The sequence below is a fragment of the Neisseriaceae bacterium genome, from assembly GCA_016864895.1.
In the GTDB taxonomy this organism is placed as follows: Bacteria; Pseudomonadota; Gammaproteobacteria; order Burkholderiales; family Neisseriaceae; genus QFNR01.
The window spans coordinates 827,781-846,164 of the sequence record CP046107.1 but is presented as its reverse complement, the minus strand read 5'-3'; the positions used below and the strand labels follow the sequence as shown (position 1 = coordinate 846,164).

General features: G+C 33.6%; 16 protein-coding genes. 11 read left to right on the top strand and 5 right to left on the bottom strand.

Features of this window, described 5'->3' with window-relative positions; all coding sequences use genetic code 11:
- Nucleotides 1-47 precede the first annotated feature (47 nt).
- The 5 genes from rpiA to nagZ are packed head-to-tail and all read left to right on the top strand — an operon-like array spanning nucleotide 48 to nucleotide 4,458.
- Nucleotides 48-722, top strand: coding sequence for a ribose-5-phosphate isomerase RpiA (gene rpiA, locus GKC53_03575; GenBank protein QRN41221.1), 675 nt, complete (start codon nucleotides 48-50; stop codon nucleotides 720-722).
- A 3-nt stretch (nucleotides 723-725) separates the two neighbouring features.
- Complete coding sequence (locus GKC53_03570; GenBank protein ID QRN41220.1) at nucleotides 726-1,244, top strand: thermonuclease; 519 nt, start codon at nucleotides 726-728, stop codon at nucleotides 1,242-1,244.
- The gene (gene nth, locus GKC53_03565) at nucleotides 1,244-1,873 is read left to right on the top strand and encodes an endonuclease III (GenBank protein ID QRN41219.1); all 630 of its coding nucleotides are present in this window, start codon (nucleotides 1,244-1,246) and stop codon (nucleotides 1,871-1,873) included. Before GKC53_03570 ends, nth begins: the two co-directional genes overlap by 1 nt.
- Before the next feature lie 60 nt (nucleotides 1,874-1,933).
- Nucleotides 1,934-3,373, top strand: coding sequence for a trypsin-like serine protease (locus GKC53_03560; GenBank protein QRN41218.1), 1,440 nt, complete (start codon nucleotides 1,934-1,936; stop codon nucleotides 3,371-3,373).
- A gap of 5 nt (nucleotides 3,374-3,378) precedes the next feature.
- Nucleotides 3,379-4,458 carry a beta-N-acetylhexosaminidase gene (gene nagZ, locus GKC53_03555; protein QRN41217.1) on the top strand — a complete coding sequence of 360 codons (1,080 nt, stop codon included), beginning with the start codon at nucleotides 3,379-3,381 and terminating at the stop codon, nucleotides 4,456-4,458.
- Here nagZ and kdsA read toward each other — a convergent pair.
- Together kdsA and GKC53_03545 are read right to left on the bottom strand one after the other, a co-directional pair.
- The gene (gene kdsA / locus GKC53_03550; GenBank protein QRN41216.1) at nucleotides 4,455-5,327 is read right to left on the bottom strand and encodes a 3-deoxy-8-phosphooctulonate synthase; all 873 of its coding nucleotides are present in this window, start codon (nucleotides 5,325-5,327) and stop codon (nucleotides 4,455-4,457) included. The genes nagZ and kdsA overlap by 4 nt on opposite strands.
- The gene (locus GKC53_03545; GenBank protein QRN41215.1) at nucleotides 5,328-6,968 is read right to left on the bottom strand and encodes a CTP synthase; all 1,641 of its coding nucleotides are present in this window, start codon (nucleotides 6,966-6,968) and stop codon (nucleotides 5,328-5,330) included.
- 162 nt (nucleotides 6,969-7,130) lie between these two features.
- On the opposite strand from GKC53_03545, the gene ribB reads away from it, so the two are divergent.
- A complete protein-coding gene (gene ribB, locus GKC53_03540) occupies nucleotides 7,131-8,210 on the top strand; it encodes a 3,4-dihydroxy-2-butanone-4-phosphate synthase (protein ID QRN41214.1) in 1,080 nt (359 codons plus the stop codon).
- Nucleotides 8,210-8,680, top strand: a complete 471-nt coding sequence (locus GKC53_03535) for a DUF1841 family protein (GenBank protein QRN41213.1) — start codon at nucleotides 8,210-8,212, stop codon at nucleotides 8,678-8,680. The genes ribB and GKC53_03535 overlap by 1 nt, the downstream gene beginning before the upstream one ends.
- Nucleotides 8,681-8,687: 7 nt before the next feature.
- Here the strand turns inward: GKC53_03535 and iscX are convergent, their stop codons facing one another.
- Both iscX and GKC53_03525 read right to left on the bottom strand, forming a co-directional pair.
- A complete protein-coding gene (gene iscX / locus GKC53_03530) occupies nucleotides 8,688-8,882 on the bottom strand; it encodes a Fe-S cluster assembly protein IscX (GenBank protein ID QRN41212.1) in 195 nt (64 codons plus the stop codon).
- Nucleotides 8,883-9,848: 966 nt separating this feature from the next.
- A complete protein-coding gene (locus tag GKC53_03525) occupies nucleotides 9,849-10,046 on the bottom strand; it encodes a hypothetical protein (protein QRN41211.1) in 198 nt (65 codons plus the stop codon).
- Between the two features lie 186 nt (nucleotides 10,047-10,232).
- On the opposite strand from GKC53_03525, the gene GKC53_03520 reads away from it, so the two are divergent.
- The 4 genes from GKC53_03520 to mgtE all read left to right on the top strand — a co-directional run bounded on the left by GKC53_03520 (nucleotide 10,233) and on the right by mgtE (nucleotide 17,811).
- A complete protein-coding gene (locus GKC53_03520) occupies nucleotides 10,233-10,607 on the top strand; it encodes a hypothetical protein (protein QRN41210.1) in 375 nt (124 codons plus the stop codon).
- Between the two features lie 1,433 nt (nucleotides 10,608-12,040).
- Complete coding sequence (locus GKC53_03515; GenBank protein QRN41209.1) at nucleotides 12,041-12,958, top strand: restriction endonuclease; 918 nt, start codon at nucleotides 12,041-12,043, stop codon at nucleotides 12,956-12,958.
- 1,461 nt (nucleotides 12,959-14,419) lie between these two features.
- Complete coding sequence (locus GKC53_03510) at nucleotides 14,420-15,448, top strand: DNA/RNA helicase (protein ID QRN41208.1); 1,029 nt, start codon at nucleotides 14,420-14,422, stop codon at nucleotides 15,446-15,448.
- Nucleotides 15,449-16,479: 1,031 nt separating this feature from the next.
- Complete coding sequence (mgtE, locus tag GKC53_03505) at nucleotides 16,480-17,811, top strand: magnesium transporter (protein QRN41207.1); 1,332 nt, start codon at nucleotides 16,480-16,482, stop codon at nucleotides 17,809-17,811.
- A 62-nt stretch (nucleotides 17,812-17,873) separates the two neighbouring features.
- On the opposite strand, the gene secB is transcribed toward mgtE, so the two are convergent.
- A complete protein-coding gene (gene secB / locus GKC53_03500; protein QRN41206.1) occupies nucleotides 17,874-18,341 on the bottom strand; it encodes a protein-export chaperone SecB in 468 nt (155 codons plus the stop codon).
- Nucleotides 18,342-18,384 lie beyond the last annotated feature (43 nt).

Genomic DNA, 18,384 nt, shown 5'->3' with positions numbered 1-18,384 from the left:
TCATGCATGTGTTATAACTTAATGATAAAGGATAAGGATACCGGGATATGTTAACCCAGGATGATAAAAAAAGAATGGCAGCTAAGGAAGCACTTAGATTTTTACCTAAGGATGGCTATATTGGAATAGGAACAGGTTCTACAGTTAATTTTTTTATTGAAGAGTTGGCGGCTTTTAAGGAAGATATTAGAGGGGTGGTTTCCACCTCCGAACAAACAAAAACACTTTTGCTTAAGCATGGATTCAATATCTTGGATTTGAATGAAGTAACTGCATTATCAGTATATTTTGATGGAGCAGATGAAGTAAACTCTTTATTACAAATGGTAAAAGGAGGAGGGGGCGCTTTATTGGCAGAAAAAGTAGTGGCGTCAGTAGCTAACAATTTTGTTTGTATGGTTGATGATAGCAAATATGTGCCTAAGTTAGGGGCGTTTGCAGTACCAGTAGAAGTACTTTCGTATGCACGGTCTATGGTGTCCAGGAAAATGGTTGCATTGGGTGGTCGGCCAGAATTAAGGATGAATTATACCACTGAACAAGGCAACCAAATTATTGATGTACATAGTTTAAATTTATCTACCCCTATGGAGTTGGAAAATGAAATTAATCAAATACCCGGAGTGGTAGAAAATGGTATTTTTGCAAAACATCCTGCTAATGTGCTAGTTATTGGTCGAGATGGAGGAACTGAAGTTAAGCAATTAGGGGGATTTTTTTAGGGTATGAGGAAGTTTTTAGTATCTTTAATGTTTGGTTTTCTATTACTGGTTATACAAGCACAACCTCAGAATCACAAGTCTTACCCTATTAAGTATGTTGCCAATGTGGCTTATATAGTTGATGGTGATACTTTACATGTCAAAGATTTGAATGGATTGAAACATAAAATTCGTGTTGCAAATATTGATGCCCCTGAGATGAATCAGGCAGATGGGGAACGTAGTCGACAAAATTTATTGTTTTTAGTTAACAAAAACGTTGAAGTAATTGTTTTATATATGGATAGATATAGGCGTGAAGTATCAAATATTTACTATAAAAATCAAGATATAGCATTTAAGCAAGTTAAGGATGGGTATGCTTGGATTTATCCAGGTTATGCTAAGAAATATTTATCTTCATATAGGTTGAAAACGTATTATCAAGCACAAGAAAATGCAAAAATTAAAAGACTGGGCTTATGGAGAAATTATGGAGCGATCCCTCCTTGGTTGTTTCGCAAGAATTCAAAAGCGATTTAATGAATCAGGCCAAACGAATAGATATATTGAAACGTTTCAAAGAGGCTGATCCTAGTCCTCAGACCGAGTTGATCTATTCTTCTGCTTATGAATTATTAGTAGCGGTTATTTTATCAGCACAGGCAACTGATATTTCTGTGAATAAGGCTACCAATAATTTATTTCAGGTGGCGTGTACCCCTCAAGAGATGTTGGATTTAGGAGAGGAAATGCTCATAGATTATATTAAGTCTATTGGGCTATATAAGAATAAGGCTAAAAATATTATACGATGTAGTCAACAATTGCTTTCTAATTTCAATGGCGAGGTGCCTCGAAACAGAGAAGATTTGGAAAGTTTAGCAGGGGTGGGTAGGAAAACAGCAAATGTTGTTTTAAATACATTATATGATGAACCAGTTGTTGCTGTAGATACACATGTATTTCGAGTAGCTAATCGGACGGGTATTGCAAAAGGTAGAACAGTTCTGGAGGTCGAAAAAAAGCTAGAAAAAAATATTCCTAAGTCCTATTTAAATAATGTACACCATTGGCTGGTTTTACATGGACGATATGTTTGTAAAGCTCGTAACCCATTGTGTTGTGGATGTATTATTAATGATTTATGTGATTACTCTATCTATAAGTAAAATTTTGTGATGTAATATTAACTTTAATTAATTAAAATTAAACATTTTCATGGGGGATAGGTGAAATTTCAATATCCGGTTTTAGCGCTTTGGGTCATGTTATTATTTGGCGGATGTTCAGAGTCTCATTCTGATGAAAGTAATTCGACCCTGAGTGTTAATTCGAATAATGTGATATTTCCTCAGTCACAGGGAGCTAATAATTCAGTTTACTCTGATTTTACTTACTTATTGGAAAAGGTAGGTCCTTCGGTTGTGAGTGTGGATGCTTACTATGTCAATAAGTTTAAGGAAGATATTTTTGATGATGATGATAGTTCTGTGACAGAAGAATCCAATGGGGGGTCTGGCATTATATTAGACGAGGATGGGTATATTATCACTAATGTGCATGTGATAGAAGGTAGTAACGCTATTAAGGTTACCCTAATGGATAAACGTGTTTTCATGGCTAAAGTGGTGGGTATGGACGCTATTTCAGATTTAGCATTGCTTAAGATAGAGGCAAGTAGCTTAGTACCCATTAAAGTTGGGGATGTTAGTAAAGTCAAAGTAGGTCAGTGGGTAGCTGCTTTAGGGGCACCTTTTGGATTTCAATTCTCTCTAACTTCGGGTATTGTCTCAGCTAAGAAAAGAACCATTCAGGATGATCCATCTTATATTCCATTTTTACAAACAGATGCTGCGATTAATCAGGGAAATTCAGGAGGGCCTCTTTTAAATCTTGATGGAGAAGCCATTGGTGTTAACTCTCAAATATACAGTCGTTCAGGAGGATTTGTTGGTATTGCTTTTGCCATTCCAATTGATATTGTAATTAATGTTGCCAATCAATTAAAGACTACCGGTAAAGTACAAAGAGGACAATTAGGTGTTAAAGTAGATGGTATGAGTTATGAATTGGCTAAAACTTTTGGTAGAAATAATTCTGATGGTGCGTTGATATTAGATGTATTGGATGATGAGCATACAGGAGACACATTACGAGTAGGCGATATAATCCTTGCTGTTAACGGTGAGGCTATTCAAGGGCCAGAGGATTTACCTGGAATACTAAATTTGATTAAACCAGGAGAAGAGATAGAGTTATACATTTGGCGCCAAGAACATGGTTTAAACGTGAAAATTATCTTACAACCTAGGGGTGATTTGAATAAAATTAAGGGAGATATTATTAAATCTAATGGGGAAAGTAGTCCTAAAAGTGGTGATATCTATGCGATGGAAGGATTAGATGTCGGCTTAAAAAAGCCTAGCCCAGACATACTATCATATTATCAATTGGAAAGTGGGTTACAGATTGATTCTATTGGTAGTAAGGCTGAGTCTTTGGGATTTGCATTAGGTGATATTATTGTTAGAGTTGGGGAATATAAAATTAAAAGTACTGATGACTTAGAAGTGGCTTTAAAAAGTCAAAAAAATGTACCTATATTCTTGATTAGAAATTATAAACCCATATTTATTCCCTATGCAGGTCAATTAGCTGAAGGAAGTTAAAATAAATGAGTTCAAGTTTTTTAGGGCCTATCATGGCTGACGTTGGAGGCTATTCTTTAACAGAGAGGGAGAAAAGGAGACTGTTACGTCCAGAAATAGGTGGGGTTATCTTGTTTAGACGAAATTATCAATCAATTTCACAGATACAGAATTTAGTTTCTGAAATTAAACAGATTAAATCACCTGAATTATTAGTAGCAGTTGATCATGAAGGTGGGAGGGTTCAACGTTTTATTGATGGATTTACTCGCTTACCAGCAATGAGAATATTAGGGAAAATTTATGATGAACAAAGTAGAGAAAGGGCTTTAGAATATGCCCAATTAACAGCTTGGGTTTTGGCAACTGAATTGAGAGCTCTTAATATTGATTTTTCTTTTACGCCCGTTTTAGATTTAGATTGGGGGAGAAGTGGGGTCATTGGTGATAGAAGTTTTCATTCAAATCCAGATACTGTCATTGAATTGACCGGCTCTTTTATAGAAGGTCTTAAGCGTGGTGGCATGCAAGGATGTGGTAAACATTATCCCGGGCATGGTTATGTAGAAGCTGACAGTCATTGTGTGTTGCCTGAAGATCATCGAGATTTTCAAGCAATACAAGTTAATGATCTATTGATTTTTTCAGAAATGATTAAAAAAGGGCTATCTGCTATTATGCCTGCACATGTTATTTATTCGGCTGTTGATACTATGCCTGCTGGTTATTCTAAAATATGGCTAAAGGATATTTTAAGAGAACAGCTAAATTTTAAGGGGTTAATATTCTCTGACTCCTTAACTATGGAGGGTGCTTGTGGTGTTGGAGATATTGTTGAGAGAGTACTGGCTTCTCAACAAGCAGGCTGCGATATTTTGCTTATCTGCAATCGTCCCGATTTAGTAGATTCGGTATTGGCTAATACACACAGGCTAAAACTAAGAGATTGTACAGACTTGTGGCACACAATGAGAGATTCACGTCCAAGTGATACTTATCGGCGTATCGTGCAAACTTATGAATTTAAGAAAGCTCGAGAAGTGGTGGCTAGTCTTTGTTATGCAGGTGATTTAATGAATGGATTTGATGTGGGTGAAGCCAGTTAATTTTGAGCATCAAAAGCTAAAAAATCATATTCCATCAGTCTTTGTTGTTTAATTAGAGCGTCGATTTCTTTCAGAGTATATAGTAATTCTTTCATAAAACTTAGTGGAACAGCGTTAGGACCATCTGATTTAGCTACTTTAGGGTTAGGGTGTGTTTCCATAAAAATACCTGCAATACCTGATGCAACTGCTGCTCTAGCCAGTATTGGTACAAATTCTCTACGTCCTCCCGATGATGTTTCTTTTTCGCCGGGCAGTTGTACAGAATGGGTTGCATCGAATATAACTGGGCATTTAGTTTCACGCATAATCATTAAGCTACGCATGTCGGAAACCAAATTATGGTAACCAAAACTAGCCCCTCGTTCACAAACCATGAAAGAATCTGGCTCAAGCCCAATTTCAAGTGCTGCATTCCTAGCCTTTTGAATAACCTGTAGCATATCTTTAGGCGCCATAAATTGGCCTTTTTTAATATTAACAGGTTTACCACTTTGGGCGACAGTGTGGATAAAATCTGTTTGGCGTGCTAAAAAAGCAGGTGTCTGTAATACGTCAACCACTTCTGCAACAAGTGGAACCTCTTTTTCAGTATGAACATCTGTTAATACAGGAACTTGTATTTGTTGTTTAATTTTTGACAAAATATGTAATCCCTTTTCAATACCTAACCCTCGAAAGGATTGGTCACTAGAGCGATTAGCCTTATCGTAACTAGATTTATAAATAAATGGGATATTAAGTACTGACGTAATTTCTTTCAGATAACCCGCTGTATCTATTGCTAATTGTTCGCTTTCAATGACACAAGGGCCGGCAATTACGAACAAAGGGTGCTTTAGACCAACTTCAAAACCACATAATTTCATCTATAAATCCTTTATTTTTGATTTATTTATTAAGGCAGCAGTAATAAAAGAATTAAATAATGGATGTCCATCTCTTGGTTTAGAAGTAAACTCAGGATGAAATTGGGAGGCAAAAAACCAAGGGTGGTTAGGTAGTTCTATTGTTTCTACTAATTTTTCATGCCCTGTGGAATAACCACTAATGCGAAGCCCTGCATTTGTCAAATCATCTATATAACGATTATTTACTTCATAACGATGTCTATGGCGCTCTTTAATTGGGGATATTTGATAGATTTCTTTAGCCAGGCTTCCATGCTCAAGTTCACATGTTTGAGCACCCAGACGCATAGTACCGCCTAAATCTACATTATTATCCCTTTTCTCTATATTGCCTTTAGCATCAGACCATTCACTAATCAAGCCAACTACAGGGTAAGGTGTTTTAATATCAAATTCAGTTGAGTTTGCATTTGGCAGATTTGCTTCATGTCTTGCGTATTCGATGACTGCAATCTGTAACCCTAAGCAAATCCCTAAAAAAGGGATATTATTTTTTCGTGCATATTCTACTGCAGAGATTTTACCTTCAATTCCACGATTACCAAAACCACCAGGAACCAATATAGCATCTGCATCTTTTAAAATATCCAGATTATTTTTTTCAATTTCTTCACTATCAATATATTCGATTAATACCTTCGTATCTGTATGGATTCCAGCATGTACTAGCGCTTCAGAAAGAGATTTATAAGATTCGGTTAAATCAACGTATTTCCCAACCATAGCAATTTTAACAGTATGTTTAGGGTGGTCTATAGCATAGGCAATTTTATTCCAATCAGCTAAATCAGCTTCTTGTACATTGAATTGTAGTTGTTCACAAATAATTTTATCAATACCCTGACTGTGTAGCATTTGAGGTATTTTATAAATAGAATCAGAATCATAACAACCGATAACAGCTTTTTCATCTACATTACAAAAAAGGGCAATTTTCTGTTTTTCTTCATAAGGTAATTCTCGATTCATACGGCAGATTAGCATATCGGGTTGGATGCCAATCTCTCTCAACTCTTTAACAGAATGTTGAGTAGGTTTGGTTTTTATTTCACCAGCTGAGGGAATATAAGGTACATAGGATAGGTGGATAAAAAATGTATTTTGCCGACCTAGCTGACTTCGCATTTGGCGAATGGCTTCCAAAAAAGGAAGGGACTCAATATCACCGACCGTACCCCCAATCTCTACGATAGCTACTTGTTTATTATCAGTACCTTGGTGAATTTTTCTTTTAATCTCATCTGTAATATGAGGGATAACTTGCACAGTTCTACCAAGATAATCACCTTTTCGCTCTTTGGCAATTACTGACTCGTAAACTTGTCCTGTTGTAAAATTATTTTTTTTGGACATAGTAGGGCGAATAAACCGTTCATAATGCCCTAAATCCAAGTCAGTTTCCGCACCATCTTCTGTGACAAAAACCTCACCATGTTGAAAAGGGCTCATGGTGCCGGGATCAACATTGATATAGGGATCCAATTTAATCATGGTTACATCTAAACCACGAGATTCGAGTATGGTTGCTACTGAAGCAGCAGCAATTCCTTTACCTAGAGATGAGATCACACCTCCAGTAACAAAAATAAATTTAGTCATGATTTTTTAAAGGCTATTCGACAAAATACTAAAATACAAGCGATATTCTAACTGATAATGAGATACTTGTTAACTGATAAAAATTGTTTGTTATTAACTGACTTTAGTTATTGAGTGATTAGTATTAAAATTATGTGTGAAAATATAAATAGAGAGGATTTTATGGCAAGCATATCCACTATTCCTGAGATTATTGAGGATATCAAGCAAGGGAGGATGGTTATTTTGACCGATGATGAAAATCGGGAGAATGAAGGTGATCTATTAATGGCAGCACAGTTTGTGACACCTGAGGCTATTAATTTCATGATTACACATGCACGGGGATTGGTGTGTATGCCTATCTCTGCTGAAATTGCCAATCGGCTTCAATTGCCTTTGATGACAGATAAAAATGAAGCCAGACATCGAACCAACTTCACTGTTTCTATTGAGGCCAGAGAGGGGATTACTACAGGAATATCTGCTCAAGATAGAGCAACTACTATTTTAACAGCCATTAATCCTGTAGCAAAACCAGAAGATATTGTGCAACCTGGTCATATTTTCCCCTTAAAAGCAGAAAAAGGCGGAGTATTAGTCAGAGCAGGGCATACAGAAGCAGGGGTTGATTTAGTAAAAATGGCAGGCTTAAGAGCAGGGGCAGTCATTTGTGAGGTGATGAATAAGGATGGTACCATGGCAAGAATGCCAGAGTTATTAGATTTCTCAGAAGAGTTTGGTATTAAAGTTGCGACCATTGCTGATGTAATTGCTTATCGGAATCAACATGAGCAACTCATCATAGAAAAAGGTATACGGGAGATTAACACACTGTGGGGCAGATTTGAGCTACATATTTATCAAGATACTGTGTCTGATGAAATACATTTTGCTATAGTTAAAGGTGAAATCATACCTGACAGGGAAGTATTGGTGAGGGTTCATGATGGTATTAATTTCTTGGATTTCTTAAGTCCCAATCCCAATCATTCATTTTATTTACCTGATGTTTTAGAAAAAATTGCCAGTAGTGAAGCGGGGGTGGCTGTATTTTTACATCGTGGTTTTGATAGTAAAGATATTTTAGAGCGAGTATTAATGGAAAAGGATGGTAATAAGTCAGTAGGTTGGGATACTAAGAGTTATGGTGTAGGTGCGCAGATTTTAGCTCATTTAGGCGTGAAAAAGATGAAAGTGATGGGTACTGCTGCTAATTTTGTTGGGTTGCAGGGCTTTGGTATTGAAATTGTGAGTAATTGATGTTTAATGTAAATTCGCAGGATGTGCGTCGTTTTTTTTCTCATGTGTGGCATCATCGATTTGATATGTTATTAGAGCCCATGGAAAAAATGGCACTTAGGATTATCTTAGCACATCCTGAATATCAGCCATATTTGGAACGTGTAGAGGACTACATTGATTTTGTTTGGTCACCAGAGTTAGGGCAAACGAATCCATTTTTGCATTTATCCTTACATTTGTCGATTCAGGAGCAAGTTTCCATTGATCAACCCCGAGGAATTGCAACACTACATCAACAACTATGCGAACAAGAGGGTGACTGGGTCTTGGCAGAAGACAAAATGATGGATGCTTTGGTAGAAATGATTTGGAAAGCACAACGCTCAGGTACTGGTTTTGATGTGAATGAATACGTTACTCATCTGAGACGATTGCTGGGACTGGGGTCAGAAGATAATGCACGGTTAAATCCACACGAAATTAAATAAAGGGAAATTAACTCACTTCATCAATCCAAGCCTGTTGTACAGCTTCTAAAATTCTTTCACCACAGTATTCAGGTTTATCATCAAATTCAGGTATTTCCAAAATTAGTTTTCTAAGTTGGCTAAATCTAATTTGTTGGGGTTCTATTTCGGGGTGTTGGTCGGCTAGATAGGTTGCGATATCGTTAATATCAGACCATTTCATAAAATACCTTTCTTAAAACAATTATCTTTCAATGGTAATATAATTTTACTACTTTGGGTATATAGAATCATGAGAATAAATTTTAGGCATTTGTCTGGTACTTTGCTTGCATTTTATCCCTCACCATGGGTAGTGAGTCAATTTTCGAATCAGCATGAAGCGTTGGAGTCTATTTTCAGCGCTTATTTTTCTTTAGTATATTGAAATGGATAAGTGATTCCATCATATCGGGTTAATAGCTTATTTCCAAAGTGTTTATTTAGATTAACTTAAGTATTCATTGCATCTTTTTTCCTTAAATTTAACTAACAAAAACCTTATTCTGTTGTTCTCTACCTAATTAGAGGATCAAATCTTTTCTTTTTGTTTATTTAAAGTAGTTTAAAAACAGTATTTTTTTTGTGTGGTAGAAAAATGTTAAAGCCACCGTAATTAGACAAAGCATATAGGTAATGAGTATTACATTTTCGTCTGATTTGAGTCTAATACGCATCAGAACCACTTAATGGTTCGGATGGATGTACTTTGGAGTTAAGATAGAAGATGATTTGATATTTTTATTTTGGTGTATTCGCTCATTTGAAATTCTTTTTTTTGCTTAGAAAAGAATCAAAAATTCTTTTTTGGATTAAAAAGGGTTTTGTAAATACCCATCTATCCATAATTTCTGTATAAAAAAGCAGACGATTAGTTTTACCAAGCATATTCATTATGTAAATAGCTTGAGCTCAGACTTATTCCTCCAAAATACGGGAAAGAACTATCACTCAACAAACCAGTAAGAACAAAACTTATGACAGGTAACACTAGAAATGTAAATCTGGTGGTTTAACTGGTGTTGCCAACAAGTAGTTGCGATCCAAAACATCATTAAGGGAAGCTCATTATATTTGATATGGGAAAAGCCAGTTAGTCAATACAATTACCATCAACATGCCCACGATCCATAAACAAGATTTTAAAATATCACCCCAAGTCTTTCTGCCCACATAGAAAGGCAATGGCAGATAATCCAGTCACAAGAGTTGTAATTGTTGCTCGTATTTTACCTACCATAGTTTGGGTTGCATCTACTAATCCACCCTTCGTTGTTTTTTCAACGGCAAATGTCAACTGTGGTAAAATTACAAAATATGTGTATTTAATATGATGTTTGATTGACATTTTCTTAACCCTTTAATAAGTGATATTTATTATGTTTTGATTAAATATTATGAAAATGATAAATATTATCATTTTCATAATATTCGTTATTTCTATCAAAATAATGTCTTTAATGTCAATAGATGAAGTTAAATTTATGGTTATTTTTTTGTTAAAATAGATAAATATTATATTTTGGTGAAAAATATGAGGGTAAAAAAGATATTTGTAGACGTTAAATTTGAACATAAGAATCATTTTAAGGTATTGTTTACAGATGCATTTTGGCGAAAAGGTAAAGGTTGGGAAATCGATGATACTTTGGCTAATCATGAGAAACTTGAGTTATGGTATCAGCAAGTAGACAAAATCGCAGAAAACGAGATTTTAGAAGCCGCCAAAAAGATACAAGAGGGAATAGAAACTATTAGTAGGAAAGTACAGGAACAAGATTCTAAAATTAATACTATATATGCCAAATTAGGTTTAGGGGAAAATAAGGCAGAAAAAAATGACAAACACGATCTCATGTATATTTTAGGAAGTGAGCTACTCCTTCTAAAGCTAACGCCTATAGAGTGAGCTTCGTGTGACTCATATAAATTTTCATCTACACCTTTCGCTACAACACGGGATAACTCTCTACACACATCGCGGTCTCTGCGATATCGGCCAAAGCTAATTATAATAAATACAAAAAATAATCAAAAAAAGACTATTGTAGTTCTTTGAACTATTTGCTATTTATCTCCACCTAAGTTAAGTCTATAGTTGGATAATTCCGCAGTATTGGTTAAATGATTGCTGTAATTTTAAGTGCATCTTTGGTGTAAAGAGCTAGGTAAAAGCCGTGAAACCAGTGAATCAATAAGGGATCAGTTGCAAATATCTTTTGGAAAAAAATTTTCAAGAAACAGAATAAATGAGCTAATATCGAAAAAGCATAGATTATTACCATGAATTATCTTGGGCTTATATATCCATCCTGATTTTACTCTTATCGATTGGGGGCACAAGTCCATAGGCATAGTATTTATAGGGTAAATGATAGATCAGATTCAATGTTGATTGGCTTTTGGGTACCTTAAATCAAAATTTTTTGTAACTTTAACAAGCTCTTGTAATATTTTTGTTTCATCTAAATCAATGAAAACTTTTTTGACAGGAGTTACGTTTAATGGTATCTGGAATTTTTTAATATTTGGTTTCTTTTCTATCTTAACTACGTTGATAATTTCAACATTGTTCATTGAGCAATAATCAAAAAAGAGTAAATTAATTTTCCATTGTAAAATCAAGTGTATTTTCGACAAATTCTCGGACGTAAAACTAGAAATAAATGTCATAATTAATCATACACTGAACGAAAGGATTGGTTCCATTTTTGTGGTATGAAAACCCTAAATCAATTTATGAGTACCAAGAAATAGTTGTGCAAATTATTTGTGGAACAAGAAATAAGGGTTGGATTTTGTAAAAAATAAATGTTTATCAATAGATTTTAAAAATTAAACCCAATTTGTATGGAGGTATCCGACCATATCTCTTTTAGAACGGGATGAGCATTCCTTATAAATTGGTTTTGGCATGTGATTTTTACTGTATTGAATTATTTGTAATCATATACATGAAATTATTCCACAGTCTATTACTTTATCTTTTATTGAGAGTGGAAATACTTATACCTATAGCCTAGGCTTTCTCTTGTGATTGATGAACGATCAAATATATATGCTAATCTAAGTTAAAACTAAAGAAATATAGCAGAAGAAAAACAATTAAGAGTTAAAATATACTTTCACCAAAAAAGTAGCTATGCATCCTATACGTATGATGAATATAGGATTGAACGTTTTGTACTTTATTTTGTACTTTTAAATATCAATTATGTTCATATCCTAACCCAGTTTGGGTACAGACTAGAGATGTTGACAGGAAATAGACTTGAAAAATGTTATTTAAATTGAATAGAGTAAAATATTCTGTATCAATAGAAAAATTTTTGGATAATAATTATGTTAAATGAAATTATTAGCTTAAATCACAAAATGTCAGTAGATATTTCAGAAAATTTCATTCGTAAAAAAATGCCTGAGATTCTTAAAGTACTTTTAATCGATAGAACAAAATCAACTAAGAAAATGATTAAAAACATTATTTGGGCTAATAATAACTATATCGAACATGGTTCTGAGTGCTATGCGCCAACTGCTCAAATAAAACCTGCGCTCATTGCTGGAAAAATGGAGCGTCTTATTATGCCTAGAGCATTGAAATCACAAGACATTCAAAAAAAAAGAACAAGAGCCAAGGCTGAGGTTTTTACGCCAACATGGATTGTAAAAAGGCAAAATGATACAGTTGAAAAAGATTACTTAAATGATGATGTAAAAACCTATATATCAAGAATCTGGCTAGAAATTACTTGTGGTGAAGGTCCCTATATGGCGACTCGCTATGATATGTACACTGGGGAGATCTTACCTATTGGTGAGCGAGAGGGCTTTATAGATCGTAAACTAAAACGAATTTCTTCTGAAATTAATGATAAATTGGAGTGGCATAGCTTTGCTATCCTCGCTTATCAGGCTTCTTATGGATTTGAATGGAATGGTGATTCCCTTCTATTAGCTCGTGAGAATCTTCTTTATACTTATTGTGATTACTATGTTGCAAAATGGAAAGAAAAGCCTTCTTATGAGAATTTTAAGCATATTGCTGAAATCATCAGCTACAATGTATTTCAAATGGATGGCATTAAGTATATTGTTCCTTTATCTGATATGGATACGCTTGAAACTGAGACACAATTAAACCCTTTTACCAAAAATTATGATTCTCCATCAATTACACATAACAATGGAAAGCGTGTGAAAATAATGAATTGGAATACAAATAAGATGGAGTTTTTTGACAAAGAGATAAGTATGTAAGAGGAATAGCACTGAAATGAAAATAACCAGGACTATTTATCAATAAACTTATATTGATTCATTATCTGATATACCTCAAGGTCTAAGAATATGCATGAGCGTATACTCAAGTCAACTAAAACCATAGCAATTAATCTCAAGTATCTAAGTTATGGGAGGTATCAGAGAAATCTTCTATTTCGACGCAAGGGTTAAAGACAAATAATTTCATACTTATATCCGGTATATTATCAGGGGGTCTCAAGGCAAAAATAGTGAATGGTTTAATTATAAGGTTTATGCCTATGATATTTGGTGTGTTTAAATAATTTTAAGATAATGTCAAATTATTACTGAATTTCTTTCCATTTTATTGTTAAATACAATGAGAGGGGGGTGATTAAATTGATTTCATCAAGTTATGATGCTTCCTATAGAGATAAAGTCTCATTAAGTAGCATACTGTGGATTTATATCGAGTCTATTGTTCCCCAAGCCTGTCATGTATTTTACGTCTGGAAGTTTATGTGATTTTAGAGTCTATCACTTATGTAGATGTTGGTAAAACAACATCAGGCGCAGCCAAATTGATATTCAAGCAGTTCAGGTAAGCAATAGGGAAGTCTCTTACTTTTTCAAAATGAGGCTAATTCTGGTAAAAAATTGATAAGAAAATTATGGTTACTGCGGTAATTAAATCATCTGATGGTAACATATCTTCTTGTGGTCTACTAAATTTACAGAGGATATGGTTCACAATCAGTTAAAATTATCTAGCCAAATATTGAGTATATTTAACAACAGACTGGTATCTAAAAATTATCCAAGAAATGAAGATACAGTCGAATTGAAGAAAGTCATTGCTAAAAGCCATTATAACATTATAAAGGCTAAAGATATTTTGAAGACAAAGTCAACAATATTGATACTAATTTAAAGAAGAATCAACTATTGACTCAGAAAAAGATGAAGCTAATATAATAAAACCCAGTAGAAAAGATGATATTTGGGCAAGATGACAAATTTTGCAGGATCATTACTTCTTTCTTGATGGCTACAGGTAAATTAGATACAATTTTATCCATGTTCAATAAAATTTTAATGAAAGTATTCGGGTGTGGTCGGTGTTCCCCCAAGAAATTCAGGTTACTAAGAAATAAATATCAATTCGTTGATAAGTCTGTATTCAGTGGATTGAAAAATAGGTTGAGTTGGTTAACTATTTTGATTTCATTCAGAATAAGTATATTTTTGACTATATTTCTATTCAAAAAATCAATCAAGTTTTTACACTCAAAGAAAGTAGTGAAGCTAATGATTGACAGGAGAATATTAGTATTTTAGTAATGTGAATAAAATTTTTGCTTGTATTGTGCAATCAGGATGATGTGTTACTGAGATTGCGAAATCCTTATATGATTCAGAAAAGAATCTAGTACAGAATTTTGAGATAGAATGTGATGCGTTATTTGGAGATAAGAAATGAAGTTTGATGTTGTTGTAGGCAATCCACCTTATCATCAAAGCAAAGAAAATACCAGAGATAATCCCATTTATAACTATTTTTATGATCTATCCGAAAAAATTGGGGGAAAATACTGTTTAATTTCTCCCGCTAGATTTTTATTTAATGCGGGTAGTACAAATAAGAGTTGGAATAAAAAAATGCTTTCAGATAAGCATATTAAAGTTGAATTTTATGAGCAAGATTCATCAAAATTATTTCCCAATACAGATATAAAGGGTGGGGTTGCCATATTATATAGGGATAATAGTAAAAATTTTAGAGCGATTGGAGATGAAATTGGAACCTTTACTGTGTTTGAAGAATTAAGCAGTATTGTGAGGAAAGTTACAAATTTAACAATAGATACTTTAGACACAATTATATCAGCACAAGGTATATATAAATTTACTACTAAAATCTATAAGGATTACCCTGACCTTAGAAGTAAATTATCTACCAATACTGTTGGAACAGGAGTTTTTTCTACATTAAATAATATTGTATTTTTTGTGAATAAACCAAATGATGGTTATGAGTATATTGCAATCCTAGGACGCTATGAAAATAAAAGAGTGATTCGCTACATACGTAAGGATTATATTAACGAACCTTATGGATTTGATAAATGGAAGGTTATTTTACCTAAAGCTAATGGTAGTGGTTCTTTAGGAGAGGTTCTTAGCTCTCCAACGGTAGGGAAACCGTTATTGGGATTTACTCAAACATTTATATCTATTGGTGCATTTAATACTCAAATTGAGGCAGAAAATGCTTTAAAATATCTCAAAAGTAAGTTTGCTAGAACAATGTTGGGTATATTAAAAATAACTCAAGATAACCTAAAAGATAAATGGAAAAAGGTTCCAATTCAAAGTTTTATAAGTCCATCAGATATAGATTGGGATAAGGACATTACTGAGATAGATAAACAACTATATTTAAAATATAATTTAGATGAAAATGAAATAAACTTCATTGAATCAAATGTTAAAGAAATGAATTGATTTTGTAAAGTCCCCCAATTATTGGTTGATGTCTTTATTTAGTATTTCCCTCGATAAAAATCGTAAGAACTAGAAACTCCTAATTATGAATATTTATTCATACCAAAATAATCAAATAATATAAATGAGTTTGATATGTCTTTAAATGATATTTTTGTTCATGTACCATAAAATATTAAATTAAGCGTTAGCTTGCGCTTAAAAAATTTAACAAACACTGCGGAATATAGCATCAGCTTAGGTGGATATGGATAGCAAGTCGTTCAAAGAACTGCAATAGTCTTTTGTTTTTGATTATCTGTGTATTTGTTATAATTAGCCTTAGCCAATATCACAGGGATTGCGATGTGTGTCAAGAGTGCTCCTACAACAATACCATTAGGCGATGGTGTTGTAGTGAAAGGTATAGATAGATGAAAAGAAAATCTATATGAGTCGCACGAAGCTCACTCTATAGCGTTAGTTTAGAGGAAGTGGTTCACTTACAGTGAAGCAGGGAGTAGTAGTGACTTGGTTTATAACGTTGTGTATAAATTAACATCAATCAGTGAGTGAACAAACCCTAATTGTAGGGGGACATGTGAATATATACATTCACATTTCGTACATAAATTTTTAAATAATAAATTTCCCCCCCCCCTATTAGTAAGATATTGTATATTTAATGAAGCCAAATATTTAGTAAAACAATGTTTAACAGAAAATATTAAGAAATATATCCATAAGACAAAGTATTGATGCTATTTTCATTAAAATTTAGCGTACAAGGCTTTTGGCGTTTTTGGTACTTGTAATGCATCTGCTCAATCAGGCTAAGATTAATGGGTATTGATTTTTGTAGGTAATATTTTAATTTTTTGGTTCATAATCATTATATAACCAGTTAACTATGTTAAATTGCTACTTTATATCACAATAATTTTATCTTTTTATTAATAAATTGATACTTTGTGTGAAGGATGTGTTAGCATAGTGGGCTTATTTTCAAGCTAACTTGATTTTCGTTTAACGATAATTTTTAGGATTAAGCTATGCGTGGTATTTTTGCAGATATGGAAAAAAATATGCATCCTAATGATATTGCAGAAAAATTAGTAGAATTGGATCAGAAAGATAGGTTATTCAACTTTTATTGTCTGCCTAAAGAATTAAAGGTTGAAGTATTTAGTTATTTAAATTCAGTTTTGCAAAGAGAAATTATAGAGGCATTAGGTACAGAAGAGACCAAAGAAATATTAAATATGATGGCTCCAGATGATAGAACAGAGTTTTTTCTCGATTTACCAGATGAATTAATTAAAGAGACTATTAATTTATTAGGTAAAAAGCAAAGAGATGTTGCTTTAAAGTTATTGGGTTATCCTGAGAACTCTGTTGCACGAATTATGACACCATTTTATATTCGTGTAAAAGAAGGCTGGACAGTAGAGCGTGTGTTCGATCACATTAAACGCTATGGGAAGATTGTTGAAACACTCAACATTGTCTATGTAGTAGATGATAATAGTGTTTTATTGGATGATATTCCGATTGGAAAATTTTTGATGGCGGAGCCAGGTACATTAGTTTCTGAATTATGTGATTATAGTTTTAAAGCTTTGCCCACTACTATGCTTCAGGAATTGGGTGCACAAGAGTTTAAAAAGTATGATCGTTCGGCCCTACCCGTGATTACTGATACTGGTGTATTAGTTGGTATTGTTACATCCGATGATATCATTGATGTTATTACAGAAGAAATGACAGAAGATGCTCAGAAATATGGAGCAGTGGAAGCATTGGAAACACCATATGTGAATATTTCTTTATTTAATCTTTATAAAAAAAGAGCGGGCTGGTTAATTATTTTGTTTATAGGTGAAACAATAACCGCTAATGCTATGGGTTATTTTCAACATCAACTAGAACGTGCTATTGTATTGGCTTTATTTATTCCCCTGATTATTTCTAGTGGAGGTAATACAGGTTCACAGGCATCAACTTTAATTATACGAGCACTGGCATTGGAAGAAATAACATTAAAAGATTGGCTCTTTGTTTTACGTCGAGAAACAATAATGGGGTTGATGCTTGGTTTAACGCTAGCCATTATCGGGTTTTTAAGGATAGAGACATGGCAGCATCTGGGGTGGTTTGATTATGGAGAGTATTTTGGTTTATTGGGTCTAACAGTGGCTGTTGCATTGATTGGTGTAGCTTTATGGGGAACAATAGTAGGTGCTATGATTCCATTTATATTAAAATCGTTCAGATTAGATCCTGCAACTGCTTCAGCGCCATTTGTTGCCACTTTGGTAGATGTGACCGGGTTGGTTATTTATTTTTTAGTAGCGATGGTTATTTTATCCAACTCACTTTTGTAGAAAGATAAATACAGAATTTTTAACTAAGAAACTGCTCAAGATGAGCAGTTTCTTATTTTTATTTAAGCATTACCAACTTGTTCCAATTGTTGCTGGTACATGGCATCGAAATTCATTGGTGCTAGATAAATTGGTGGAAAACCAGCACGAATAATAGTATCAGAAACTGCTTCACGTAGGTATGGAAATAGAATAGATGGGCAAGAGACGTTTAATAGAAAATCGGTCGATTGTGCATCAATATTTTCAAGTCTAAAAATTCCACTTTGAGACACTTCACACAAGAAGACTACGTTATTATCTACTTTAGCAGTAACAGTAGTGGTAATTACATTTTCATAGAGAGATTCATCTATTTTCTGGGAATTAATATTAAATTTGACATCAATTGTTGGTTGTATATTTTCAAAAAAAACTTTAGGAGAATGGGGTGACTCTAATGAAATATTTTTAATGTATAATTTTTCAATATTAAAAACACTCCCCTCTTGAGAATCTATCTGATTATTATCTCGAGTTTCATTGCTCATGTCTCATCCTTTATTAAAATAGTCATTAAAATTACAGCACTTG